The sequence below is a fragment of the Streptomyces cinerochromogenes genome, from assembly GCF_014648635.1.
Taxonomy (GTDB): Bacteria; Actinomycetota; Actinomycetes; order Streptomycetales; family Streptomycetaceae; genus Streptomyces; species Streptomyces cinerochromogenes.
In genome coordinates this window covers 20,185-43,424 of record NZ_BMRM01000012.1, presented here as the reverse complement: position 1 = coordinate 43,424, position 23,240 = coordinate 20,185, and the positions used below count along the sequence as shown (strand labels likewise).

The 23,240-nt window shown below is 73.5% G+C and carries 23 protein-coding genes; 15 read left to right on the top strand and 8 right to left on the bottom strand.

The window, feature by feature from the left end; translation table 11 throughout:
* Positions 1–12: 12 nt before the first annotated feature.
* Complete coding sequence (locus IEZ20_RS23045; RefSeq protein ID WP_189301816.1) at positions 13–2,046, bottom strand: thioredoxin domain-containing protein; 2,034 nt, start codon at positions 2,044–2,046, stop codon at positions 13–15.
* Positions 2,024–2,659, bottom strand: coding sequence for an ArsR/SmtB family transcription factor (locus tag IEZ20_RS23040; RefSeq protein WP_189301814.1), 636 nt, complete (start codon positions 2,657–2,659; stop codon positions 2,024–2,026). Before IEZ20_RS23040 ends, IEZ20_RS23045 begins: the two co-directional genes overlap by 23 nt.
* 158 nt (positions 2,660–2,817) lie before the next feature.
* Here IEZ20_RS23040 and IEZ20_RS23035 point away from each other — a divergent pair, with 158 nt between their 5' ends.
* The gene (locus IEZ20_RS23035) at positions 2,818–3,285 is read left to right on the top strand and encodes a hypothetical protein (protein WP_189301812.1); all 468 of its coding nucleotides are present in this window, start codon (positions 2,818–2,820) and stop codon (positions 3,283–3,285) included.
* A gap of 32 nt (positions 3,286–3,317) precedes the next feature.
* Positions 3,318–6,524 carry a tetratricopeptide repeat protein gene (locus IEZ20_RS23030; RefSeq protein ID WP_189301810.1) on the top strand — a complete coding sequence of 1,069 codons (3,207 nt, stop codon included), beginning with the start codon at positions 3,318–3,320 and terminating at the stop codon, positions 6,522–6,524.
* Positions 6,525–6,535: 11 nt separating this feature from the next.
* Here the strand turns inward: IEZ20_RS23030 and IEZ20_RS23025 are convergent, their stop codons facing one another.
* Together IEZ20_RS23025 and mca are read right to left on the bottom strand one after the other, a co-directional pair.
* Positions 6,536–6,784, bottom strand: a complete 249-nt coding sequence (locus IEZ20_RS23025; protein ID WP_189301808.1) for a hypothetical protein — start codon at positions 6,782–6,784, stop codon at positions 6,536–6,538.
* Positions 6,777–7,658, bottom strand: coding sequence for a mycothiol conjugate amidase Mca (gene mca, locus IEZ20_RS23020; protein ID WP_189301806.1), 882 nt, complete (start codon positions 7,656–7,658; stop codon positions 6,777–6,779). The genes IEZ20_RS23025 and mca overlap by 8 nt, the downstream gene beginning before the upstream one ends.
* Before the next feature lie 160 nt (positions 7,659–7,818).
* Here mca and IEZ20_RS23015 point away from each other — a divergent pair, with 160 nt between their 5' ends.
* Positions 7,819–8,217 (top strand): DUF4307 domain-containing protein, encoded by a 399-nt coding sequence (locus tag IEZ20_RS23015; RefSeq protein WP_189301803.1) that lies wholly within the window; start codon positions 7,819–7,821, stop codon positions 8,215–8,217.
* Between the two features lie 202 nt (positions 8,218–8,419).
* Complete coding sequence (gene greA, locus IEZ20_RS23010; protein ID WP_189301801.1) at positions 8,420–8,917, top strand: transcription elongation factor GreA; 498 nt, start codon at positions 8,420–8,422, stop codon at positions 8,915–8,917.
* Between the two features lie 124 nt (positions 8,918–9,041).
* On the opposite strand, the gene ilvA is transcribed toward greA, so the two are convergent.
* Positions 9,042–10,271, bottom strand: coding sequence for a threonine ammonia-lyase (ilvA, locus tag IEZ20_RS23005; RefSeq protein ID WP_189301799.1), 1,230 nt, complete (start codon positions 10,269–10,271; stop codon positions 9,042–9,044).
* A gap of 161 nt (positions 10,272–10,432) precedes the next feature.
* Here ilvA and IEZ20_RS23000 point away from each other — a divergent pair, with 161 nt between their 5' ends.
* The 3 genes from IEZ20_RS23000 (at position 10,433) to IEZ20_RS22990 (ending at position 11,820) form a co-directional block, all read left to right on the top strand.
* Positions 10,433–10,939 carry a MarR family winged helix-turn-helix transcriptional regulator gene (locus IEZ20_RS23000; protein WP_189302229.1) on the top strand — a complete coding sequence of 169 codons (507 nt, stop codon included), beginning with the start codon at positions 10,433–10,435 and terminating at the stop codon, positions 10,937–10,939.
* A gap of 101 nt (positions 10,940–11,040) precedes the next feature.
* A complete protein-coding gene (locus IEZ20_RS22995; RefSeq protein WP_189301797.1) occupies positions 11,041–11,544 on the top strand; it encodes a sigma factor-like helix-turn-helix DNA-binding protein in 504 nt (167 codons plus the stop codon).
* Between the two features lie 27 nt (positions 11,545–11,571).
* Positions 11,572–11,820 carry a hypothetical protein gene (locus IEZ20_RS22990; protein ID WP_189301795.1) on the top strand — a complete coding sequence of 83 codons (249 nt, stop codon included), beginning with the start codon at positions 11,572–11,574 and terminating at the stop codon, positions 11,818–11,820.
* A gap of 10 nt (positions 11,821–11,830) precedes the next feature.
* Here the strand turns inward: IEZ20_RS22990 and IEZ20_RS22985 are convergent, their stop codons facing one another.
* Positions 11,831–12,985: a cystathionine gamma-synthase gene (locus IEZ20_RS22985; RefSeq protein WP_189301793.1), complete on the bottom strand. Its 1,155-nt coding sequence runs from the start codon at positions 12,983–12,985 to the stop codon at positions 11,831–11,833.
* A gap of 220 nt (positions 12,986–13,205) precedes the next feature.
* Here IEZ20_RS22985 and IEZ20_RS22980 point away from each other — a divergent pair, with 220 nt between their 5' ends.
* The 5 genes from IEZ20_RS22980 (at position 13,206) to IEZ20_RS22960 (ending at position 18,788) form a co-directional block, all read left to right on the top strand.
* The gene (locus IEZ20_RS22980; RefSeq protein ID WP_189301791.1) at positions 13,206–14,324 is read left to right on the top strand and encodes a hypothetical protein; all 1,119 of its coding nucleotides are present in this window, start codon (positions 13,206–13,208) and stop codon (positions 14,322–14,324) included.
* Positions 14,325–14,511: 187 nt separating this feature from the next.
* On the top strand, positions 14,512–16,143 hold the full coding sequence (locus IEZ20_RS22975) for a M48 family metalloprotease (RefSeq protein ID WP_189301788.1): 1,632 nt from the start codon (positions 14,512–14,514) through the stop codon (positions 16,141–16,143).
* Between the two features lie 97 nt (positions 16,144–16,240).
* The gene (locus IEZ20_RS22970) at positions 16,241–17,362 is read left to right on the top strand and encodes a hypothetical protein (RefSeq protein ID WP_189301787.1); all 1,122 of its coding nucleotides are present in this window, start codon (positions 16,241–16,243) and stop codon (positions 17,360–17,362) included.
* A gap of 89 nt (positions 17,363–17,451) precedes the next feature.
* Positions 17,452–18,111 (top strand): peptide-methionine (S)-S-oxide reductase MsrA, encoded by a 660-nt coding sequence (gene msrA / locus IEZ20_RS22965; RefSeq protein ID WP_189301785.1) that lies wholly within the window; start codon positions 17,452–17,454, stop codon positions 18,109–18,111.
* Between the two features lie 8 nt (positions 18,112–18,119).
* Positions 18,120–18,788, top strand: coding sequence for a hypothetical protein (locus IEZ20_RS22960; RefSeq protein WP_189301783.1), 669 nt, complete (start codon positions 18,120–18,122; stop codon positions 18,786–18,788).
* Here IEZ20_RS22960 and IEZ20_RS22955 read toward each other — a convergent pair whose 3' ends face one another.
* Positions 18,789–19,166, bottom strand: coding sequence for a MerR family transcriptional regulator (locus IEZ20_RS22955; RefSeq protein WP_189301781.1), 378 nt, complete (start codon positions 19,164–19,166; stop codon positions 18,789–18,791). It abuts the gene before it with no gap.
* A gap of 112 nt (positions 19,167–19,278) precedes the next feature.
* Here IEZ20_RS22955 and IEZ20_RS22950 point away from each other — a divergent pair, with 112 nt between their 5' ends.
* Entirely contained in the window at positions 19,279–20,070 is a 792-nt protein-coding gene (locus IEZ20_RS22950) for an amidohydrolase family protein (RefSeq protein WP_189301779.1), read from the top strand.
* A 70-nt stretch (positions 20,071–20,140) separates the two neighbouring features.
* Complete coding sequence (locus IEZ20_RS22945) at positions 20,141–20,866, top strand: type 1 glutamine amidotransferase family protein (RefSeq protein ID WP_189301777.1); 726 nt, start codon at positions 20,141–20,143, stop codon at positions 20,864–20,866.
* A 203-nt stretch (positions 20,867–21,069) separates the two neighbouring features.
* On the opposite strand, the gene IEZ20_RS22940 is transcribed toward IEZ20_RS22945, so the two are convergent.
* Positions 21,070–22,110: an NAD(P)-dependent alcohol dehydrogenase gene (locus IEZ20_RS22940; RefSeq protein WP_189301775.1), complete on the bottom strand. Its 1,041-nt coding sequence runs from the start codon at positions 22,108–22,110 to the stop codon at positions 21,070–21,072.
* A gap of 170 nt (positions 22,111–22,280) precedes the next feature.
* Here IEZ20_RS22940 and IEZ20_RS22935 point away from each other — a divergent pair, with 170 nt between their 5' ends.
* Entirely contained in the window at positions 22,281–23,189 is a 909-nt protein-coding gene (locus IEZ20_RS22935; protein ID WP_189301773.1) for a helix-turn-helix domain-containing protein, read from the top strand.
* The last annotated feature ends 51 nt before the right edge of the window (positions 23,190–23,240 follow it).

Below are 23,240 nucleotides of genomic sequence, written 5' to 3'. Positions count from 1 at the left end.
CCGGGGGCCCGGTCAGGGCCTGGCCAGCCGTGTCCTCAGGGCCGCCGGGTCCGTGGTCGGCAGGTCGCAGACGAAGCCCCGGCAGACGTACGCGGCGGGGGCGCCGTCGATGAGGGCGCGGTCGGCGAGCAGCGGGAACTCGTCGCTGTCCGGAGTGCCGCAGGCGACGACGGCGCCCGGGGCGGTGCCCAGCAGCGCCGTACGGTGCAGGGCGGCCGTCCGCCCGTCGGTCGGGGCGGGTCCGACGACCGCCACCTCGCGCGGCCCGTCGTGCAGCGCCTCGGCGACGGCGAGCCCCCACCCGATGAACCGGGGCACCCGCGGTCCGAGCGTCTTCACGACCCCGAGCGCCCGCTCGGCGGCGGTCCGGTGGGTCTCGGAGCCGGTGTGGGCGGCATAGCCCAGCAGCGCTCCCGCCGCGGCGGTCCAGCCGGAGGGTACGGCGTTGTCGGTGGGGTCCTGGGGGCGGCGGATGAGCGGCTCGGCGTCGGACGCGGTGTCGTACAGCGCGCCGGTCGCGGGGTCGGTGAAGCGGGCGAGGACCTGGTCGAGGAGGAGTCCGGCGAAGTCGAGCCAGACGCCCTCGCCGGTCACCGAGGCGAGCGCGAGGAAGCCCTCGGCGACGTCGGCGTAGTCCTCCAGCACACCGGCGTTGGGGCCGACCCGGCCGTCCTTGCTGGTGCGGGCGAGCCGGGCATGTTCGTCCAGGTGGACGCGGACGAGCAGGTCGGCGGCGCCGAGGGCGGCCTCGGTCAGGTCGGGCCGGTCGAAGTAGGCACCGGTCTCGGCGAGCGCGGCGACGGCGAGTCCGTTCCAGGCGGCGACGACCTTGTCGTCCCGGCCGGGCGCGGGCCGCCGCGTGCGCGCGTCGAGCAGCCTCTGCCTGACGGACGCGACCTTCTCGGCGTCGAACACACCTTCCGTCTGCGGGAGCTGGAGGACGGACTGCCCGTGCTCGAAGGTGCCCTCCTCGGTCACGCCGAAGTACTGGGCGGCGAGTTCGGCGTCGTCGCCGAGCACCTCCCGAAGCTGTGCGGGCGTCCAGACGTAGTACGCCCCCTCCACGTGCCGCCCGCTGCCGTCGTCGCTGTCGGCATCGAGCGCGGAGGCGAACCCTCCTTCCGCCGTGCGCAGTTCCCGCACGAGGAAGTCGGCCGTCTCCAGCGCGACCCGCCGGGCGAGATCCGACCCCGTGGCCCGCCACAGGTGGGCGTACACCCGGCACAGAAGGGCGTTGTCGTACAGCATCTTCTCGAAATGGGGCACGATCCAGTCACGGTCGACGGAGTACCGGGCGAACCCGCCGCCGAGCTGGTCGTAGATCCCGCCCCGGGCCATCCGCTCGCAGGTGTCCTGCGCCATCTGGAGGGCGCCCTCGGCACCGGTTCGCGCGTGGTGCCGCAGCAGGAACTCCAGCACCATGGACGGCGGGAACTTCGGCGCGCCGCCGAATCCGCCGCGCTGCGGGTCGTACTCACGGGTGAGCCCGAGCAGCGCCTGCACGAGTTCCGCCTCACCGGGCGCCTCGGCGGCATGCCGGACCATCTCCCGCTGGGACAGGTCCCGGACGATCTTCCCGGCGACCTCGGCGACCTCGTCGTGACGGGTGGTCCAGGCCTGCTGCACCCCTTCCAGCACCTGCCGGAAGGACGGCATGCCGTGCCGGGGGGCGGGCGGGAAGTAGGTGCCGAAGTAGAACGGCTCGGCATCCGGGGTGAGGAAGACGGTCATGGGCCAGCCGCCCTGTCCGGTGGCGGCCTGTACGGCCTCCATGTAGACGGCGTCCACGTCCGGCCGCTCCTCGCGGTCGACCTTGACGCTGACGAAGTGCTCGTTGAGGTAGTCGGCGGTGGCCTGGTCCTCGAAGGACTCGTGCGCCATGACATGGCACCAGTGACAGCTGCTGTATCCGACGCTCAGCAGCACGGGCCGCCCGGTCCTGCGGGCCTCCTCGAAGGCCTCACCGGACCACGGCCACCAGTCGACGGGGTTGTCCGCGTGCTGGAGCAGGTACGGGGACGTCTCATGGGCCAGTCGGTTCGCCATGAACCCCATCCTGCCGCAGGACCGCCTGCCGGCTCTTCTCGTCCACCCGCTCGTCCGCGAGTTCGGGGACGGCGTAGAAGCGCATGAGGACCGAGCGCGCCCCGTCCGGCGCCTCGTCACGCGCGTGGCTGTACCGCTCCAGCAGGGCGTGGTACTCCCGCATGAAGGCGAGCAGTTCCTCCCTGGTCATCCAGGCGCCGTGACGCTGCACCTGCGCCCAGCCCTCGGGACCCCGGTACTCCAGATGGGCCCGGCGGTACAGCGCGGTGTCGAACTCGATCTTCAGGTGGGCCAGCTCGACGGCCGCCGTGTACTCCTCCGGGGCCATGGTGGCCGGGTCGGGCGTGGTGTGCCGGAAGGGCAGTACCCGCCACCACCGCTCCCGCCCGCCGGACTTCTCCGGGATCTCCTCGATGAGCCGCTGCTCGGCGAGTTTGCGCAGGTGGTAGCTGGTGGTACCGGAACTCTCGCCGAGTTCGCGGGCGAGCACGGTCGAGTTCGCCTCGCCGTGCCGGCCGAGGTAGTCGAGGATTCGGCGGCGCAGCGGATTGCCGAGGGACTTGTAGAGAGCGGTGCGCTCCAGGCTGGTCATCTCGGGCAGGCCGTCGGTCATGGGCTCACGGTAACGCGCGCACCCCTGACATCCCTGAGCCACCCTGAGACATCCCTGAGATCCGCCGAATTTTCTTTGCAGAGTTTTCTCTGCAGTCTACGGTGGGGGCAGTCGGGTTGGGTACGCGGCGGTTCGTGACGGCGATGAGGGGGCCCGGGGTGAAGGGGACGAGGAAGTGGACGCTGATCCTGCTGGGAGCGGCAGCGGTCCTGCTGGTGCCGTGGATGGCGGTGCTGGCCGTGACCCTGCCCGGCAGCACCCGGGTGCACCACTGGTCCCTGGCCTGGATCGGCCTGGACGTCCTCCTGGCGGCCGGCTGCGCCGCCACGGCCGTCCTGGGCCTGCGTGGCGACCCCCGCTCCCGCCTCACCGCCTCGGCGACGGCCAGCGTCGCGGTCCTGGACGCCTGGTTCGACATCACCACCGCCCACACGACCACCGCCCTCCTCCAGGCCCTCGCCTGCGCGGTGGCGGAGGGGGCGGTGGCGGGGGTGTGCGTGGCGCTGGCCCTGGCGAAGGGGGCCGGACGCGTGGAGTCCCCATGGGCGCGGTCCCGGCACACTTCCCCCACATCCCCCGGGTCGTCACCCCCTCGCGCTCCCGCCTCCCCCGAAGGACACTCGTAGGCAACGGAGTTGCCGCCGGAGGGGGACGGGACATGCGGGACGGTCATCGGGCGGAAGCCGAGCGGTTGCTGGTGCGGGCCGTCGAGGAGGAGGTGCGGCGGTCGGGCGGGCGGGTCGACGGCCAGGTGCTGCTGTCACGGGCGCGCGGTGCGCTGGAGGCGATGGCGGGGGCGGCCGGCGAGGAGTACGAGACCTACGTCCGCGCGCTGGACGAGGCGGAGGCCGGCCGGCTGACCTTCGGCCAGCGGTACGCGCGTGCGGGGGCCGGAACGGCCCTGCTGGTGGCGGCCGTTGCCGCCGTCGCCGCCGCCGTGGCCGACCTGTCCCTGGGCACCGGTACCGGTACGGCCCTCGGTGCGGGTGCCACCGCCGCCGTGGTGGGCGCCGCGGCCACGGTGGTGAAGGTGGCCGGTGCGCATCTGCCCGCCGCCCACCACCGCGCGGGCGCGGCCGGCCAGCCCGGCGGCCCGGAGCAGCTGCGGCTCCAGTGGCTGACGGCGCTGGAGGTGCGGGGCATCCGCCCGTTCCTCGACCAGCAGCGGGTCCTCAGCGCCTCCACGGGCGCGAAGAAGACCGGCGGCGGCCCGGCGCTGCGCGGTGCGGACAAGAGCGCGGCGGCCCGCAGGCGTTCGGTGCTGGAGCAGTCGTTCGGCCAGCTCCCGGCGGCCGACGGCCTCTTCGCGGGGCGTCGGGCGGAGCTGGGACGGATCAGGCAGTGGGCGCAGGCGGCCCGTGCGGCCACCGAGACGCGGCCGACGGTGGTCGTGCTGCACGGCGAGCCCGGCTCCGGCCGGACCACCCTCGCGGTGCGCGCGGCGCACGAGCTGCGGGACCACTTCCGGGGCGCGGTCGTGGTCGATCTGCGCGGCGGCAGCCGGGACGAGGCGCCGCTGTCCACCCGGGACGCGCTGCTGCACCTGCTCAACCGGCTGGGCGCACCCCGCGAGCAGCTGCTGTTCCGGGAGCGGTCCTCCCCCGACCAGCAGCTCAAGCGGCTCGGCGAGCTGTACCACCGGCATCTGACCGGGCTGCCGGTCACGATCGTGCTGGACGACGCCTCGGACCCGGAGCAGGTGCGCGTCCTGGTGCCGGAGCGGTCCGACAGCCTGGTCCTGGTCACCGCACGGGCCCCGCTCGACCTGCCCGCCGACCTGCCGGCCTGGGTGCACGAGCTGCCGGTGCCGGCGCTGGACGCGGCGGGCGCCGAGGAGCTGCTGGGCGCGGCGGCACAGGACGCGTCGGGGCCGTACGACGCGGAGTCGGCCGAGCAGGTCCGTGAGCTGTGCGGGGGGCTGCCGCTGGCGTTGCGGGTCGCGGGCTCCGCGCTGGGCCCGCGCTCGCCCCGGCAGCTGGCCGCGGACCTGGGAGCGTACGGCCCGGTGGAGCCGGTGGAGCGGGCGCTGTGGCTGCGCTACTCCGACCAGCCGGAGCCCACCCGCCGGCTGCTGCGGAGGCTCGCGCTGGCGGGCCGGGCGTCGCTGGGCGCGGCCGCGGCGGCCGCGCTGCTCTCCACCGACGAGGCCGAGGCCACCCGGCATCTGGTGGCGCTCGCCCGGGCGGGCCTGATCGACCACGTACGCGGCAGCCGGTACCGGCTGCACGACCTGGTGCGGGCCTTCGCGCACGCCCGCCTGCTGGACGAGGAGGACCCGGCCGAGCGGGCGGCGGCGCAGGAACGGCTGATCGTGAACTACGCCGAGCTGGCCGACGCGGTGCTGCGCCTGGTCGACGGGAACATGTCGACACGGTCGAACCAGTTCGGCTCGCACGGCTTCCCCTCGCTCGACGAGGCGCTGCGCTGGCTGGACGACGAGTCCAGCTTCATCACGGCGGCCCTGCGGCACGCCGAGGGCGTGGACCAGGCGGCGGTGCTGAACCTGCTGGGCGCGCTGTGCGACTACTGCCTGCTGCGCGGGGACCTGTACCGGCTGGGTGAGATCAGCGAGCTGGCGCAGTCGGTGGACCAGGGCCTGCTGGTGCGCTCGGTGCAGTGGCGTACCGGTATCGCGGCCCGGCAGCTGGGCGAGCTGGACAAGGCGCGTACCACGCTGGCCTCGGTGGTGGACCTGTACCGGGAGGCCCATCACGAGGCGGGTGCGGCCCGCGCCCTGACCTCGCTCGGGATCACGCTGCACCACCAGGGCAACCTCACCGAGGCCGCGGCCAGGCTCCAGGAGTCGCTGGACCTGCAGCAGGCGCCGGAGCTGGCGACGGACCGGGCGTGGACGATGCACGCGCTGGCGGCCGTGCAGCGGGACCGGGCGCGGCTGGCGGAGGCGCTGGACCTGCTCACCCGCTCCCTGGTCCTGCACCGCGAGGGCGGCTCGGTGCACGGCGAGGCCTGGGCCCACTTCCAGCTGGGGCAGCTGGCGCTGCGGCTGGGGGACGTACCGCGCGCGGAGACGGAGCTGCGGGCGGCCCTGGAGCGGTACGGCAGGACGCAGGACGCCCGCGGTGAGGCCTGGGCGCTGACCCAGCTGGCCCGGGCCCGGCTGGTGGCCGGCGACGCCCCGGCGGCCGTGGAGGGGCTGCGCCGGGCGGTGACCCGGCACCGGGACAACGAGGACGCGCGCGGGGAGGCGTGGACGCTGTACTACCTGGGGCAGGCGCTGGAGGAGACCGGCGAGCTGGACCAGGCGGTGCGCGAGCTGGAGCGGTCCCGGACGATGTTCTCCCGGATGCGGGACGTCTACGGCCTGGCCTGCGCCCGGCACCACTCGGCGCGGGCGACCCGGGACCAGCGGGCCGCGCAGACCGGATCGCTGCGCAACTCGGGGTTCGCCCGTCAGCTCCTGGTCGACGCGCGGGCCGACTTCCAGCGGATCGGCGTCGCCCATGGCGAGGCCTGGACCTGCCTGGAGCTGGCGGTGGTGGACGCGGGCAACGCGCGCACGCAGCAGGCGCTGACGCTGTGCGACGAGGCGCTCACCCTGTTCTCGTCGTACGGCGACCGGCGCGGCGAGGACTGGGCCCGCTTCCTGCGCTGCACCCTGCTGCCGTACGCGGCGCCGGGCGGGGTGGAGGTGGGCACGGCGGTCGCACAGGAGGAGCTGGCCCAGCTGGCCCGTGCCACGCATCCGCTGCGGGACGAGAAGCTGGGCGACTACGTGCCGGCGTACGCCCTGCTGCTGGAGCGGGGCGTCCAGCTGGAGGCCGGCTGGCAGGCCTGGCGTCTGCGCATGACTCCGGACCGCCACGCCCGGGAGGTGATGGGGGTGGCGGTGCCGGCGGGGGGCTGACCCGCCGCGGGTCAGCCCCGCTGGGCCGAGGGGCCGGCCTTCTGCCCGGCCTTCTCGCCCTCGGTGTCCGGGGCCTCCTTGAAGTCGACCTTCTGCATGTGCTTGCTCATCGACTTCATCAGGCCCCACACGGCCAGGGCCATCACCGCGAAGACGATGAAGCCGAGGACTCCGGGGGTGACCTTGTTCTGGTCGACCTCCTTGGCGAGGGGGACCAGGTGCGTCACTGCGAGGCTCACGCTTGCGCTCATGTCAGGCATTGTCCCGGATGCCCGCGAAGAGGTCGTCCTCGGGGATGGAGGTGTCCACGAGAGACTTCGCCAGCTCGTACTCCTCGGTGGGCCAGACCTCCCGCTGGAGTTCCAGCGGCACCTTGAACCAGCCGCCGTCCGGGTCGATCTGGGTGGCGTGCGCGATCAGCGCCTTGTCGCGGATCTCGAAGAAGTCCGCGCAGGGGATGTGCGTGGTCAGGGTGCGCTCGGTGCGCTCCATCTCGTTCCACCGCTTGAGCCATTCGCCGTACGGCGACTCCAGGCCGCGGTCGAGCATCGCCTGGTGCAGCGCCTCGGTGCGGGGGCGGTTGAAGCCCTGGTTGTAGTAGAGCTTCAGCGGCTGGTAGGCGGGGCCGAACTCGGCCTCGGGGTACTTCTCGGTGTCCGCCGCGCCCTCGAACGCCACCATGGAGATCTTGTGGGTCATGATGTGGTCGGGGTGCGGGTAGCCGCCGTTCTCGTCGTAGGTGGTGATCACCTGCGGACGGAAGGAGCGGATCTGCTTCACCAGCTCGCCGGCCGCCTTGTCGACGTCCTCCAGGGCGAAGCAGCCCTCGGGCAGCGGCGGCAGCGGGTCGCCCTCCGGCAGGCCGGAGTCGACGAAGCCGAGCCACTCCTGCTTGACGCCGAGGATCTCCCGGGCCTCGTCCATCTCCTTGCGGCGGACCTCGTGGATGTGCTCCTCGATGTAGGTGTCGCCCTGCAGCTTCGGGTTGAGGATGGATCCGCGCTCTCCGCCGGTGCAGGTCACCACCAGCACGTCCACCCCCTCGGACACGTACTTCGCCATGGTGGCCGCGCCCTTGCTCGACTCGTCGTCGGGGTGCGCGTGAACAGCCATCAGTCGCAACTGGTCAGTCAAGACTCAATCCTCAGTAAGTCGGCGCCCCCGTGCCTCCGGGTTGCGATGAAACCGGCGTCGTCCCGGAGGGACGTCGTGGCGGGGCGGTGGTCGGGTGGCGGGCGGGCGGCTTCTATAGTGACCGAATCGGGGGGCGAATAATTCCGCGGAGAGGACGATCATGAGTACCGCGAGCACGCGGCTGCCCGAGGGCCGCTACGGCCGTTCCTCGGACCGGCGCGCCGACCGCAGGCTCAGGATCGCCGGCGCGGTGCTGGGCGCGGCCCTGCTCGCGCTGATCGGCTTCTTCTTCTACCACTACGTCGCGAAGAGCGAGATCAGCGCCGCGGTCATCTCCTTCGAGGCGTCCGACGACGCCGTCCGGGTGCACCTGGAGGTCCACAAGGACGCCGGCGCCTCGGGCTACTGCACCGTGCGGTCCCAGGCGGCCGACGGCGCCGAGGTGGGCCGGGCCGACTTCCGCTTCTCCGGGCAGGCCACGCGGATCGACAAGGTGGTCACGCTGCGTACGACGGCCAAGGGGACGACGGCCGAGCTGCTGGGCTGCCACACCGACTGAGGTGCGGTGCGGGCCGGGGGTGACACCTCCCGGGTTCACCCGGAATGCGTAGGCGCTGACCTGCGTTGATGTAATTCTGGTGGCTTATGTCCTCCCCCTTGGGCCGTTGAATTGTTAGGCTCGTGGTTTCGCCCACCCGAGAGGGAACATTCTTCTGGGTAGGGCGATGCTTTGTATCCCCAGTACCGACGAGGAGCACCCTGTGACCCAGACCAGCGAGAACGTCACCTGGCTGACCCAGGAGGCGTACGACAAGCTCAAGGAAGAGCTTGAGTACCTTACTGGTCCTGCGCGCACGGAGATCGCCGCCAAGATCGCGGCTGCGCGCGAGGAGGGCGACCTGCGCGAGAACGGCGGGTACCACGCGGCCAAGGAGGAGCAGGGCAAGCAGGAGCTGCGCGTGCGCCAGCTGACCCAGCTCCTCGAGAACGCCAAGGTCGGCGAGGCGCCCGCCGCGGACGGTGCCGTCGCCCCCGGCATGGTCGTCACGATCGCCTTCGACGGTGACGAGGACGACACGCTGACGTTCCTGCTCGCCTCGCGCGAGTACGCGAGCGCCGACATCGAGACGTACTCCCCGCAGTCCCCGCTCGGCGCGGGCGTCATCGGCCACAAGGTCGGCGAGGACGCGGAGTACGAGCTGCCGAACGGCAAGAAGGCCTCGGTGCGGATCCTGGAGGCCAAGCCGTACACGGCCTGAGCCAGGTCCGCGGCCCGCTTCCGGCCCCGGCCCGCTTCGGCCGCGCTTCCGGCCCCCGGCGCCCTCAGGGCGTCCGGGGGCTTCGTCATGACCGGCGAACGGGTCCGGGTGCGGTGCCGCCGGCTCAGTCGGTGACGGTGTAGCCGGCGTCGCGCAGGGCCTGGCCGACCTCGGTGCAGTGGACCGGGCCCTTCGTCTCCAGGTGCAGCTCCACCTCGGCCTCGCTCAGCCCGAGCCTGGGATCGGTGCGGACGTGGCTGACGTCCAGGACGTTGGCGTCGACCGCCGACAGCACCCCGAGGAGCGTGGCGAGCGCGCCCGGCCGGTCCGTCAGCCGCAGCCGTACGGCCAGGTAGCGGCCCTGGGCGGCCATGCCGTGCCGCAGCACCCGCTGCATCAGCACCGGGTCGACGTTGCCGCCGGAGAGCACCGCGACGACCGGGCCCTCGAAGGTGTCCGGCGCCGCCAGCAGTGCGGCGACCGGGCTGGCCCCGGCCGGCTCCACGACCAGCTTGGCCCGCTCCAGGCAGAGCAGCAGCGCCGCGGACAGCTGGTCCTCGCTGACCGTGCGCACCTCGTCCACCAGTTCGCCGACGATCCCGAACGGCACCGCGCCGGGCCGCCCCACCTTGATGCCGTCGGCCATCGTCGCCGGGTTCCGCAGGGACACCGGGCGCCCGGCGGCCAGCGAGGGCGGGTAGCAGGCGGCGCCCTCCGCCTGGACGCCGATGATCCGGACGTCCGGCCTGAGCGCCTTCACCGCCACCGCGATACCGGCCGCGAGTCCGCCACCGCCCATGCCGACGACGACCGTGCGGACCTCCGGGCACTGCTCCAGGATCTCCAGGCCGACCGTGCCCTGGCCGGCGATCACGTCCGGGTGGTCGAAGGGGTGGATGAAGACCGCGCCGGTCTCGGCCGCGTACTCCTGGGCGGCGGCCAGCGTCTCGTCGACCACCTGGCCGTGCAGGCGCACCTCGGCGCCGTAGTCCCGGGTCGCGCTGATCTTCGGCAGGGGCGCGCCCTTGGGCATGAACACCGTGGAGTGCACACCCAGCAGCGAGGAGGCCAGCGCCACGCCCTGCGCGTGGTTGCCGGCGCTCGCGGCCACCACGCCGGCCGCCCGCTCCTCCGGCAGCAGCCCGGCGATCCGCACGTAGGCGCCGCGCAGCTTGAACGAGCCGGTCCGCTGGAGGTTCTCGCACTTCAGGTGCACCGGCGCGCCCACCAGCTGGGTCAGGTGCCGACTGCCCTCCATCGCGGTCACGCGGGCCACGCCCGAGAGCATCTTCTGGGCGCCGCGCACGTCGTCCAGGGTGACGGAGCGCAAGGAGTCGGCCGTGCGGTAGCTCATGACTCCAGCATCGCAGTTCACGTTTGCGCACGACGGGTGTGACCAAGCAGCGAGACCGGTTTGCGCAGCGCCGGTACGGCCCGGCGCCGGGCCGCGTACCCTGTCCCCCAACCAGCAGCCCTTCATGAAGCGAGCCTCCGGCCATGCCCACAACACCTGAAATGTCGATGGACATGACGACCGTCGGTGACACCGGTCTCCTCGACACCCTCCAGCACGAGGTGGCGGTGTTCGCCCGCCGCGCCGAACAGACGCGGCTCGGCGGCGTCGGACAGGTGCGCAACTCCATGGACCGCGCTGCGTACCTGCTGCTCAACCGCCTGGACAACGAAGGCCCGATGGGGGTCAAGGCGCTCGCCGCCAGCATGGGCATCGACTCCTCCACGGTCACCCGCCAGGTGGCGCCGCTGGTCGACACCGGGCTCGTCAAGCGCACCTCGCACCCGGAGGACGGGCGCGCGGTGGTGCTCCAGCTGTCGCCGCGGGGCGCCGCCCGGCTGGAGGAGGTGCGCTCGTCCCGGCGTCAGCTCATGGCCGAGCTGACACACGACTGGGCGCCGGAGGAGCGCGAGCAGTTCTGCACGCTCCTCACTCGCTTCAATGTCGCGCTCTCCACCCGGATGTCGGTGCAGGGCGTCGCGGCGGCGGAGCAGCCGCCGGTCTCCTGAGCGCACACCCCACCGCAGGCGTCCGCACCTCTTGACCCCGGGCCGCCGCTGGCCTCATATGAGACCGGGTCCCGACCAGGACCCCGTCAGGGGGAGGCGTGGTGCGCGATCGGCAAGTGGCCCGTGATGCCCGCCGGGCCCGGGAGTTCGAGGCGTTCGTCGCGGGCGCGGCCGGGCGCCTGCTGCACGCCGCCGTGCTGCTCACCGCGGAGGCGCCGGACGCCAGCCCGCGCGCGCGGCGCCTGCTGACGCTCGCGCTCGCGCACACCTACGCCCGCTGGGACCGGCTGCGCGGCGAGGACCCGTACGACTGCGCCCGCCAGTACCTCGCCACCCGCTTCGCCCGCACCACCTGGCACCGGTACGGCGTCCTCGGCCGGGCCCGGCCGGACCCGCGCAGTCCGCTCGCCGCGCTCACACCGCGGGAACGGCTCGTCCTCGTCCTGCGGTTGTACGAGGGTGTGGCCGAGGAACAGACGGCGGCACTGCTCGGCCTGCCCGCGGAACGCGTCCACGCCCTCTGCGACCGGGCGACGGCCTCGGTGCTGCACCCGGACCGCCCGGCGGCCCCGCGCACGGCGAACACGGAGGTGGCACCGTCATGAACGCCGCCGACGGCCGGGGAGGCCGGGATGAACCGGGGTGAGCGGGAGGCCGCCGTGCGGCGGATCATGGAGCGGGGCGGCGCGGTCCTGCCGCCGGACCTGTACGGGGAGGCGGTGCGCCGCGGGGACCGTCTGCTGCGGCAGCGGCAGCTCGTCCGCCGTGTGCTGTGGCTGCTGGCGTTCGCCGCGGCCGTCGCGTTCACGGTGTGGGCGGCCGAGGCGCAGCCGTGGGCGGAGCCGCCCGCGCAGACGACTCCGCCGCTCACCGGCTGGTGACGCCGGGCCGTCAGCCGAGGGCCTGCTGCAGGTCCTCCAGCAGGTCGTCGACGTTCTCGATGCCGACGGACAGGCGGACCAGGTCGGCCGGGACCTCCAGGGCGGAGCCGGCCACGGAGGCGTGCGTCATCCGGCCGGGGTGCTCGATGAGGGACTCCACACCGCCGAGGGACTCGCCGAGGGTGAAGACCTGTGCGCGGTTGCACACGTCGATCGCGGCCTGCTCGCCGCCCTCGACGCGGAACGACACCATGCCGCCGAACGCCTTCATCTGCTTGACGGCGATGTCGTGGCCGGGGTGCTCGGGCAGCCCGGGGTAGCACACGCTGCTCACCTTGGGGTGCCGGGTCAGCATGTCGGCGATCTTCGCGGCGTTCTCGCTGTGCCGGTCCATGCGCACCGCGAGGGTCTTGGTGCCGCGCAGCACCAGCCAGGAGTCGAAGGGGCCGGCGACGGCGCCCATCGCGTTCTGGTGGTAGGCCAGTTCCTCGCCGAGGGCCGGGTCGGAGACGATCAGCGCACCGCCGACCACGTCCGAGTGGCCGCCCATGTACTTCGTCAGGGAGTGCACGACGACGTCGGCGCCGAGCGAGAGCGGCTGCTGGAGGTAGGGGGTGGCGAAGGTGTTGTCCACGACGAGCTTCGCGCCCGCGTCGTGGGCGACCGTCGCGACGGCGGCGATGTCGGTGATGCCGAGCAGCGGGTTGGAGGGGGTCTCCACCCAGACCGCCTTGGTCTTCGGGGTGATCGCGGCACGGACGGCGGCAGGGTCGCTGGTGTCGGCGACCGACCACTCCACGCCCCAGCGGGTGGCGACCTTGGCGAAGAGCCGGAAGGTGCCGCCGTAGGCGTCGTTCGGGATCACCACGTGGTCGCCGGGGCTGAGGAGCGTACGCAGCAGGGTGTCCTCGGCCGCCAGGCCGGACGCGAAGGCGAGGCCGCGGCGACCGCCCTCCAGCGCGGCGAGGTTCTCCTCCAGGGCGGTGCGGGTGGGGTTGGCGCTGCGGCTGTACTCGTAGCCGCCGCGCAGTCCGCCGACGCCGTCCTGCTTGTAGGTCGACACCTGGTAGATCGGCGGTACGACCGCGCCGGTGAGGGGATCCGCGGTGTTGCCCGCGTGGATCGCGAGGGTCTCGAAGTGCTGACTGATATGCCTGTCGCTCATGTGCACCGAGCGTAGTCCGCCCGGCCCGCTCCCGACGCCCGCCAAGCCCGTTCTGCCCCGCCTTGTCCCCTCCGGTGCCGCCCGCTGCCCTCCCGGCGCCGCACGTCGCTCTCCAGCCCGCCCGTGCCGCTGCCCGGCGTTGTCATGGTCCAGTCGGGAGTTTTCCACAGGCGCGGGGCGGGGTTCGCCAAGTGTCGGCGGCGTCTGGTTCGCTTGGGGCATGGCGATTCTCTGGCTGCTGATGGCGCTGCTCATGCTGAGCCTCGTGCTGCTCCCGGTCATGCGGCGCAGGCGCGGGGTGATCCAGCAGGTCCTCCCGGGACACCCGGACGCCGCCGACCCGGCGGACTACGGCTTCGTGCGCCAGGAGGAGCTGGACGTGCGCCTGCCCGGCCCGGACCAGGACCTGCTGGCGGTCCTGGAGCTGGTGCAGCGCACCCGGGACTACCGGGCCGCGGCCCAGCTGCTGGCCGGCACCGAGTCCGAGGGCGAGCTGCGCTGGCAGCGGGTGCAGGCCTTCGCCGGCGCCGCCTCGCTGGAACTGCGGCAGCGGCCCGGCGGGATGCACGAGACGCCGGGCGGCCAGTGGCTGCGGGTGTGGCGGGCCGAGCAGCCCAAGGACGCGGGCGGTGCCGCCGTCCACGCGGAGTTCCTGGTGCAGCAGGCCTGGCGGACGGCGACACCGGGCACGGAGGACTTCCGGATCATCATGGAGGAGGCGCGGGAGGCCTGCGCGCAGGCGGCGCTGCTGGCCCCCGGCGATCCGGTGCCGTACGTCACGGAGCTGTCCGTCGCGCGCGGACTGGCCTACCCGCGGGCCGAGTTCGAGCAGCTGTGGCTGAAGATCATCGACCGCGCCCCGCAGCACATGGGCGCCCACCTCGCCGCCCTGCACTACTGGTGCGAGAAGTGGCACGGCTCGCGCGAGCAGGCGTACTCCTTCGCCGAGACCGCCGCCGCCCGCGCCCCGGAGGGCTCGCTGCTCGCCGCGCTGCCGCTGTTCGCGGTGTTCGAGCACCTCCCGGAGGTGACCACGGTCAGGAGCTTCTGGCAGAGCGAGGTCATCACCCGGGCGATCCACGGCGCGCTGCACGCGGTCCGCGGGGCCCGCCCCGACGACCCGGTGCTCCCGCACGTCCGGCATCTGCTGGTGTTCTTCCTGGTCCGCGCCGAGCGCTGGGCGGAGGCCATGGAGCAGCTGATACACGTCGACGGTCACGTGGGGGCGCTGCCGTGGACCCTGTTCACCGACCCGGCCGCGGAGTTCGCCGTGGCCCGCGCGCTGGCGGTGGCCGGTTACGAGGCCAACGGCGGCAGCCCGGCCGGCCTCCCCGGCTGACCGGCGTTGCCCTTCTGACCTGCGGTAGGGCATACTCCGCATCCCCCCACACCACAGGCGTCACCCGTGCTGCAGCAGCATCAGCAGCACCGCACGACACCGCAAGCACCACCGGTACCGACCGGGCCCGACGGCCCGGCGGCCTTGTCATGTCCCTTTTTTGAGGTCCTGTGGGGGGATCTGCCCGATGGGCGCAACTCTGCGCGCGCTGCGCGCTCTTGTCCTGCTGCTCGGCTTCTATCTGCTGAGCCTCGTCCTGCTCGCCGCGCTGATCGGCCTCGATGTCCTCGTCTTCAGCTGGGGACACGGCCCGCTCACGGCGAAGGTCGGCTTCGTCACCGTACTGCTCGCCATCCCCGTCGTCCGCGGCATGCTGATGCTGCGCACGCCCAAGGGCGAGGACGGCCCCGGCATCCCGGTCGCCGAGGCCGACGAGCCCCGGCTGTGGGCGCTGGTCCGCGACATCGCCGCGGCGGCCGGCACCCGCGCCCCCGACCGGATCGTGCTCACCGGCGAGGTCAACGCGGCCGTCAGCGAGAATCCGCGGCTGCTCGGCCTGCTCCCCGGCCCGCGCCGTCTCTACCTCGGCGTCCCGCTGCTGACCGGCCTGACCGAGGCTCAGCTGCGCTCCGTACTCGTTCACGAGTTCGGGCACTTCACCGGCGGTGACACCCGGCTGTCCGCGCTCGTCGTGCGCGGGCGCGTGCAGATCGGCCGGGTCATCGGCCAGTTCCACGAGAAGGCGGACGACAAGGTGGCCGCCGACCGTGCCCGGCAGGAGCGGAAGTCCGCCGAGCGGGTCGCCAGGGGCAAGAAGGCCAAGCAGGTCGACACGACCGGCGTCGGAGCGACGTACCGGACGATGGCGCGGATCTACACCGCGTACGGCAAGTTCTACCTGCGCGCCTCCCTCTCCACCGCGCGCGGCCAGGAGTTCGCCGCCGACCTGACCGCCGCCCGGATCGCCGGGCGGGACGCGACCGCGTCGGCGCTGCGGGAGATCCCGGTCCTGTCCGCCTCCCACGACTTCTACCTGGAGTCGTACGCCACCCTCGGCCTCCAGGCCCGGCTGCTGCCGCCGCGCGGCGAGTTCTTCGGCGGCTTCGGCCGGCTGCTGACGGCCCGTGAGCTGGAGCTGGCGGACCTCCGCTCTCAGCTGCCGGAGGAGCCCGCCGGGCCGTACGACTCCCACCCGCCGATCGCCGAGCGCGTCCGCCGGATCGAGGCGCTGCCCGCCGACGGCCGCACCGACGAGGCCAGGGGGGCGGCCCTGGCCCTGCTGTCCGAGCCCGCGCGCACGCTGGCCGCGCTGGAGGACGCCGCCCTCGCCGACGAGCTGCTGCGCTACCCGCGCGCGGCCGGCTGGGAGGAGCTGCTGGACGCCTCGATGGCCGCGGGCCTGACGACCGCCCAGACCCCGCTGCACCGGGCGCTGGCCGGGTACACCGGGCAGCCGGCGACGCTGCCCGCGCTGCTGGACGTCATCGACGACGGCCGGCTGTGGCGGCTGGCGGAGAAGCTGCCGCTGTCGGAGGAGGCGGCCGCCGCGAAGGGGCGGGCGTTCCGCGAGTTCGTACGGCCGGTGCTGCGCCGCTCGCTGCGCACGATGGTGCTGGCCGAGTTCAGCTCCCGTTCCCTGCTGCACTGGGAGTTCTCCTGGTCCCGGCCGGCGTCGCTGCGGCTGCCCGGCTGGGGCTCGGAGACGGGGGAGGGCGGCCCGGAGGCCGAGCTGGAGGCGGCCCTCGAAGCGGCCCTCGCCGACCACCCCGACACCACGCGGCTGCGGGCACTGCTGCCGCCGGCCACCCAGAACGCCTGACGACCCCGGCCACCGGCACCCCCGCCCCCTCTCCCCCCCCCTCGCCCCCTGAAACTCCCCCGAGAACTCTCCCAAGAAGGAAACGGACCGACCCCCGATGACCGTCCTGTTCTGGATCCTGGGCGTCCTGGCCGTCCCGACGCTCCTCTTCGTGCTGTGGCTGGCCTGGGTGTTCCTCAAGGAGCTGTTCAACCCGAGCCCCGACGAGGACGCGGAGGCCGCGGAAGCCGCGCAGGCCGCGCAGGCCGCGGAGAAGCTCGGCCTGCTGCCCGCCGAGCGGCAGAACACGGACCTCGCCGCGCCCCTGCCCGCCGAGTGGGCCGGTGTGCTCGCCGCGGTGCGCGGCGGTGACTGGCTGCCGGCCGCCGACCTGCTCGCGTCGATAGGCCGGGACTGGGAGCGCCGGTCGTGGGCCGCGTACCTGCTGGCCGAGTGCGCGGCCGAGGAGGACGCCTGGCTGCTGGCGTGGGAGGCCGTGCGGCGCGACGATCCGGACGCGGCCGTGGTCCGGGCACGCAGCACGGTCATCCTGGCCTGGAAGCTGCGGGGCGGCCAGCGGGCCCAGTACACGACCGGGGAGCAGTTCGACGCCTTCCACCGCACGCTGGCCGGTGCCCGTGAGGAGGTCGCCAGGGCGGCGGCGCTGAACCCGGACGACCCGACGCCGTACGTGGCGGAGATCTGGGTGGCGCTGGGCCTCGGCTACCCGAACGCCCGGATGGACACGTTGTGGGAGGAACTGACCGCCCGCGCCCCGCACCACTACGAGGCCCACTTCTCGGCGCTTCAGTACTGGTGCGCGAAGTGGCGGGGCTCGGCGCGGCAGGCCATGGAGTTCGCCGAGCGGGCGGCGGCCGGCGCGCCGCTGGGCAGCCTGCTGACGGCGCTGCCGCTCATCGCGCACTTCGAGCACGACGACTCGGAGGACACCGCGGCCGACAACACCCCGCAGATGCTGGCCCGGGTCGAGGCGGCCCTCGCGGACGCGGCGGCGGCCGACCCGTCCCACCCGCGGCTGCCGGAGCTGCGTCACCTGCTGGCGTTCTACCTCCACCTGCAGGACCGCAACGAGGCGGCACTGGAGCAGTTCAAGCTGGTCGACGGGTATGTGCACGCGCTGCCGTGGCGCTACCGGAACGACAAGGCCGGGTACTACTGCCGGGTCCGCAACACCGTGGTGGGCGAGGTGGCGGCGCAGGCCGCGCCGGCGGCCGCCTGACCGGAATGCGCGGGGCCGTCCGGGCGTTGCAGGGGGTGCCCGCCGCCGAGGCGGCGGGCATCCCGTCCCCGCACCGACAGGGAGACCCCATGCTCTTCGGCCGCACGCCCCGGCTGCCCACCCCCGAGCAGGCGCTGGGGGGCCGCCCGGCACTCGCCTTCGAGGTCCCCGACCGCCACACCGTCCTCGGCACCCCGCTGCTCGGCCCGTACCCGGAGGGCCTGGAGATCGCCGACTTCGGCCTGGGCTGCTTCTGGGGCGCGGAACGGAAGTTCTGGCAGCTTCCGGCGGGCGTGTACACGACCCTGGTGGGCTATCAGGGCGGCTACACGGAGTACCCGCTGTACGAGGAGGTCTGCTCCGGCCTGACGGGCCACACGGAGGCCGTCCGGGTGGTGTACGACCCGGAGCGGATCTCGTACGAGCGCCTGCTGAAGACCTTCTGGGAGTCGCACGACCCGACCCAGGGCTTCCGCCAGGGCAACGACGTGGGCACCCAGTACCGTTCGGCGATCTATACGCACACCCCCGAGCAGGCCGCCACCGCGCAGGCCTCCCGCGAGGCCTACCAGAAGGTCCTGACCGCCTCCGGCCACGGCACGATCACCACGGAACTCCTCCCGGCCGAGGGCCGCCCCTTCTATCCGGCCGAGGCGTACCACCAGCAGTACCTCGACAGGAACCCGGCGGGCTACTGCGGCCTGGGCGGGACCGGGGTGTCCTGCCCGGTCGGGGTGGCCCGGGGCTGACGTACCGGATGGGCTTCACGACCCACGCCCGCAGAGTCCGGGACGAGCAACTGCCCCTCGCCCGGCGGCACACCGCCCTGAGGTGCGCCGTCGGGCACTTCTGTCCGCTCGGCTTCCACGCGACCTGGGCCTACCTCGCCGCGACGTCGTGCCCCTCCCCCGACCTGCGCAGGGACCCGGCGGCCATGCTGCGCGCGCTGGACACCCTGGAGGCCGGCCGTGCGGTCCGGCTCGCGGAGGTGGGCGCCTTCGCCGCCCGCCGCCGCACGGAGAAGGCATCCGGCCGGCGGACTCCCCGGCCCGCCGACACGGCGTTCCTGCGCGGACCGTGCTGGCCCGGTGCCACGGCACCGTCGCGGCTGGGCCTCGTCGCCGCCGTGGCGAACCGCCACGCGTCCTTCACCCGCTTCCCCTTCCCCGACCCGACGCTCTGCACCGTCGGCCAGGCGCGCCGGCTCGCGGACCTGCACGCCCGCCTCGACGCCTGCGCGAGGTCCTACCTCACGAACCTCGGACGAACGGACGGCCCGACCCGCCAGGCGCTGGCCGAAGCGGTCGGCACCCTCCAAAGCCTCGTCCACCCGGGCTACGCGCCCCTGAACACGTACCTGCTGGTGTGGCTGCGCTTCGCCACCCTGCTCACGTATGCCGCGGAGGCGGGCGCGTCCGGCAGGTGATCAGTGCCGCGCTGCGGCGTGCCCCGTGGTCAGGGCGGTGAGCAGGCGGCGTAGTTCCGTTCGTTCCGCCTCCAGGCGCCGGGCCTTCTCGTCCAGTTCGGACAGGCGGCGGCGCAGGGTTTCGGGGACTCCGGGGCAGGCGGTCAGGGTGGGGCCCGTCCCGGTGTCCGCCGTGCACGGCAGCAGCGTGGCGACCAGGCGGGTGGGCAGGCCCGCGGCGAGGAGGGTGCGGATGCGGTGGACGCGCTGGACGTCCGCCTCCTCGTACGTGCGGTAGCCGTTGGGGCGGCGGTGCGGGGTGAGCAGGCCGGTGCTCTCGTAGTGGCGCAGGAGGCGGGGGCTGGTGCCGGTGCGGGCCGCCAGTTCGCCGATCAGCACGGTGTGCTCCTCATGTACCGTCCCGTCTTTCCCTGTCGTGCTTGACCCTGTCACTGTGTCAGGCTGCAACGCTCCCCCGGAGAGCGGGATTCCGCGAACCGAGGGAGAGACAGTGATCATCGATGCGCACGGGCACGTGCACGACCCCGTCGGCCTCCACCTGGACGCTCTGGACGCCGCCGGTGTCGACAGGGCCGTCCTGTTCCCGACCCGGCCGCATCCCGAACGCGCCGGTGACCTTCCGTCGCTGCGGCGGGAGTTCGCGGTGCTGGACGGTGCGCTCGGCGGGCGCGGCGGTACCCGGGAGGCCTTCGCCGGTGCGCTGGACGAGGTCACCGCGGCGGTCGCCGCGCATCCCGAGCGGTTCGTGGGGTTCGGGTCCGTGCCGCTGGAGCTGCCGGCGGAGGAGGTCGAGCGGGCCGTCGCCGAGGACGTGGTCGGCCGGGGACTGTGCGGGATCGGGGAACTGACGCCGGCGCCGGGGCGGGCCGGCCGGCTGGAGCCCGTGCTGAGGGCCGCCGCCGACCATGGCGGGCTGCCCGTGGTCGTGCACGGCTTCGCTCCCACCACCGCGGAGGACCTGCGCACGCTCGCCGCGCTCTCCCGCCGCCACCCCGGCGTCCCGCTCATCGTCAGCCAGCTCGGCGGCCTGCACTGGATGGAGGCCGTGGAACTGGTGCGGGACACCCCCGGCATGTACCTGGAGCTGTCGACGGCGTTCCTCGTCATCGCCGTACGGCTGGCCGTCCGCGAACTTCCCGAGCGGACCCTCTTCGGCTCCGACGCCCCCTACGGCGACCCCGTCGTGGCCCGCGTGATGGTGGAGCGGGCCACGGCCTCCGGCGAGATCCGCGACCGGGTGCTCGGCGGCACCGCGGCCGAGGTGTTCCGCTTGCCCCGCTGAGCGTAATTCGGGCGACGGTTCCCGCTTCCGCCCCGTACATTCGCCCCTTACGTCTGGTGAAGGGGAGGGCATGGGCAGTCCCGTGTTTCTGATCGGTGGTGGCTGGGACCGCGCCGAGGTGTACGAGCCGTTCCTGCGCCAGGTGCGCGGGAAGCGGCGCGTCGGGTGCCTGGTCCTCGACGAGGGGGACGGGACGGCGCAGTTCGAGCGGTACGCGGTGGCGCTGGGGAAGGCGGACCCGGCGTGCGTGCCGGTGCCGCTGCTGGTGCCGCTCGGCGGCCGGTTCGAGCCGGAGGCCGCGCTGGACGGGATCGACGGGCTGCTGGTCTGCGGCGGGCTGACGCCGGCCTACCAGGACGCCCTCTCGGGGTGTCTGGAGCGGCTGCCGGAACTGCTGGCGGCGCGCTGTCTGCCGTACGCCGGTTTCTCCGCCGGTGCCGCCGTGGCCGCGCGGCGGGCCGTGGTCGGCGGGTGGCTGGTGGACGGGGTGCCGGTGTGCCCGGAGGAGACCGGGGAGGACCTGGCGGAGGTCGCGGTACGGCCGGGGCTCGGGCTGGTCCCGTTCGCGGTGGACGTGCACGCGGCCCAGTGGGGCACGCTGCCGCGGCTGGTCGCGGCGGTCGCGCGGGGCGAGGTGCCGTACGGGGTCGCCGTGGACGAGAACACGCTGCTCGCGGTCGGGGACGACGGGGCCCGGGTGTCCGGGGCCGGGCGGGTGCATGTGGTGCGGCCCGCGCCGGACGGGGGCGCGGTGGTGCGGGCGTACGGCGCCGGCGAGGGCTTCGCTCTGGGCTAGTGGGGCTGGGGAGTGCCCCGAAGGGGCGCGGGGAAGTGCGCCAACGACCACGACGGCCCGCAGGCGGCGGACCTCCGCAGCAGGCAGACGATCCGCCGCCGGCCGCAGCCCGGCCGGACCACGGCCGGCAGAGCCACGGCGGGCAGGCCCACGGCCCGGCAGAGCCACGGCCCGGCAGAGCCACGGCCCGGCAGGGCCGCAGGTCAGATCGTCGCGGTGTCGATGACGAAGCGGTAGCGGACGTCGCTCGCCAGCACCCGCTCGTACGCCTCGTTGATCTCGGCCGCGCTGATCAGCTCGATCTCGGCGCCGATCCCGTGCTCCGCGCAGAAGTCCAGCATCTCCTGGGTCTCGCGGATGCCGCCGATCATGGAACCGGCGAGGGTCTTGCGGCCGCCGATCACCGAGAACAGGTTGAGCGCGATGGGCTCCTCGGGCGCGCCCACGTTCACCAAGGCGCCGTCGACCTTCAGCAGGGACAGCAGCGCGCCGAAGTCCATCGGCGCGGACACCGTCGAGACGATCAGGTCGAAGGTGCCGGCCAGCTCCTCCAAGGTCTTCGGGTCGCTGGTGGCGTGGTAGTGGTCGGCGCCCAGCTTCAGGCCGTCGTCCTTCTTGCGCAGGGACTGGGAGAGGACGGTCACCTCGGCGCCCATGGCGTGCGCGATCTTGACGGCCATGTGGCCGAGGCCGCCGAGGCCGACGACGGCGACCTTCTTGCCGGGGCCCGCGTTCCAGTGGTGCAGCGGGGAGTACGTGGTGATGCCCGCGCACAGCAGCGGCGCGGCGACGTCCAGGGACAGCCCGTCGGGGATGCGGACGACGTAGTTCTCGTCGACGACGATCTTCTCGGAGTAGCCGCCGTAGGTGGGCTCGCCGTCCTTGCCGACGGCGTTGTAGGTGCCGACCATGCCCTTGAGGCAGTACTGCTCCTCACCGCGCAGGCAGTTCTCGCACTCGCGGCAGGAGTCGACCATGCAGCCGACCCCCACCCGGTCGCCGACCTGGAACTTCGTCACGCCGGGGCCGACCTCGGAGACGACGCCGGCGATCTCGTGGCCGGGGACCATCGGGAAGATCGCCTCGCCCCAGCCCTCCCGGGCCTGGTGGATGTCGGAGTGGCAGATACCGGCGAACTTGATGTCGATCAGGACGTCGGACTCGCCGACCGCGCGTCGCTCGATGGTCGTCCGCTCCAGCGGGGCCTTCGCGGCGGGCGCGGCGTATGCGGCAACAGTGGTCATGCCGGGGATCTCCTAGCGAGGGGGGTCGCGCCCGGCTCTCTTCCGCCGGGCACGGTCTCCAGCCTGCAGCGCGGCGGGGCGGCCACCCAGACCACGGCTTTGCGTACGACGGCTGTGCGTACCACTGGCGGGGTCAGGCTCGTATGCGTACGACCAGGAATACTGGACGCATGGAGAGCAGGGACGAGCAGCCGGACGCAGCGGTCACCGCCGGCCGGACCCTGGACCGGCGGGCGGAGCTGAGCGAGTTCCTGCGCAGCCGGCGGGCCCGGCTGAAGCCGGAGGACGTCGGGCTGGCCGGCTTCGGGCGGCAGCGCAGGGTGCCGGGGCTGCGCCGGGAGGAGCTGGCGCAGCTGGCCGGGGTGTCGGTGGCGTACTACACCCGGCTCGAACAGGGCAACGGGCGGAACGTGTCGGCGGAGGTGCTGGCCTCGATCGCGCGGGCGCTGCGGCTGACGGAGGCCGAGCACGCGCACCTGACCCATCTGGCGAAGCCGAAGGCGCACAAGAAGAAGCCGGTGGCACGGCAGCAGCAGGTGCGGGGGGCGCTGCGGCAGCTGCTGGACACGATGGACGGCGTACCGGCGTACGTGGTGGGCCGGCGGGCGGAGATCCTCGCCTGGAACCGGATGGCGGCGGCCGTCTTCGGTGACTGGGCGCAGCTGCCGCCGGGTGAGCGGAACTGGGCGCGGCTGGTGTTCCTGCAGCCGGACTACCGGGACCTGTTCGTCGACTGGGAGCAGAAGGCGATCGACGTCGTGTGCGCGCTGCGGATGGACGCGGGCTGTCATCCGGACGATCCCCGGCTGTCGGCGCTGGTGGGCGAGCTGTCCGTGAAGAGCGAGGAGTTCCGCCGGCTGTGGGCCACGCACGACGTCAAGGAGAAGAGCCACGGCGTCAAGCAGCTGCACCATCCGCTGGTGGGCGACCTGGACCTGCACTTCGAGAGCTTCCGCATGACGGACGGCTCGGACCAGTCGCTGGTGACCTACCACGCCGAGCCTGGTTCCCCCTCCGCCGAGTCCCTGCGTCTGCTGGCCAGCTGGGGCGCGGACGCGACCCGCGCGGCGACGCGGTGAGGGGCACACCGGAGGCTGTCCTCCGGTGTGCCCCTCACCTGGGAGCGCTAC